This window comes from Luteibacter sp. P4_E6 (genome assembly GCF_056401535.1).
The window spans coordinates 1-1,069 of record NZ_JBFUJE010000878.1; the positions used below are offsets into that span (position 1 = coordinate 1).

At 58.9% G+C, this 1,069-nt stretch carries 1 protein-coding gene and 1 tRNA gene; one reads left to right on the forward strand and one right to left on the reverse strand.

The window, feature by feature from the left end:
* Positions 1-82 precede the first annotated feature (82 nt).
* Positions 83-158, forward strand: a tRNA-Lys gene (locus tag AC1DT2_RS24275).
* 298 nt (positions 159-456) lie between these two features.
* On the opposite strand, the gene AC1DT2_RS24280 is transcribed toward AC1DT2_RS24275, so the two are convergent.
* The coding region (locus AC1DT2_RS24280; RefSeq protein ID WP_477299295.1) for a hypothetical protein at positions 457-1,069 on the reverse strand (613 nt) is incomplete at its 5' end.

The window sequence follows — 1,069 nt, forward strand, 5'->3', positions numbered from 1 at the left end:
GAGTACCGGATTGTGATTCCGGATGTCGTGGGTTCGAGTCCCATCGTCCACCCCACTTGCAACGTGCGATGTGTTTCAAAATGGGCCGTTAGCTCAGTTGGTAGAGCAGTTGACTCTTAATCAATTGGTCGTAAGTTCGAATCTTACACGGCCCACCATTTTGGAAGGCGCTTAGGGAAACCTAAGCGCCTTTTCTTTTTGTCCGTAATCTTCCCGAGGGTTGAGCGATGGATACCGGCAAGCCAGGCAAGCCGAGAACGCCGCGCCGCGATGGTCGTCCAGGCTCGGGCCTGCTGATCCGGCCACATGCCGGGGCGGAGACGCGGGTGAAGTCGGGTGGGCGGGCGGATAACCGTTCTGGCTCTGCTGGGACAAGGTCAAGCGGCCAGTCCGCCGCTCGACACGATCGAAGTCTTGAAGATCCAGAAATCTCGGAGTGACCGTCGCCTTCGCGGATCAGAAGACGCTGAAAGAATTTGCATCGTGCGCACATTGGTCTCCGCCGCATGTGGTCATTCGGGTGGGTGCTGTGCCTGCCGAAGGCATGAAACAGTTGACGTAGACGTCGCTGGTGCCAGAAACCCCGCCAGGTGTCGGGTCGCTGGCCGACTGGCGGCACCGATTGTCTATGACAAGGTCGCTGGTGACCRTGCTCGCGGAGTCGAGGCGATACGTCGATGTGCCACGGTGCACCGAGTTCTGATTTGCGGAGACAACATAGTTTCCGGGGGCGACCGCTTGTAGATAAGGGGCACGAATCCCTTTTGGAGTGGCAGCACTGGGGTCCACGGGAGATTCGGATCGACATGCTCCGCCTCCAAGCGTATCGGGGCTCAGCCTGATGACGCTGCCCCTGGAGACCTGTGAGCCAAAACTGGCGCAGATCCGTTCGTCGAGCTCCCGAGTGGCCCCGGGCTGAGAGCTGTGCAAGTACAGATAATCACCATTCTCGAGCTCGATTAGGTGCTGCTCGACGAGCACGTCCATCCCGTGCTCGTCCTTCAGGATCACTTGCCGAACGACGCGTTTTTCGCCCTCGGGCGAAATGCTTGCGCTTTGCTGAGTAACC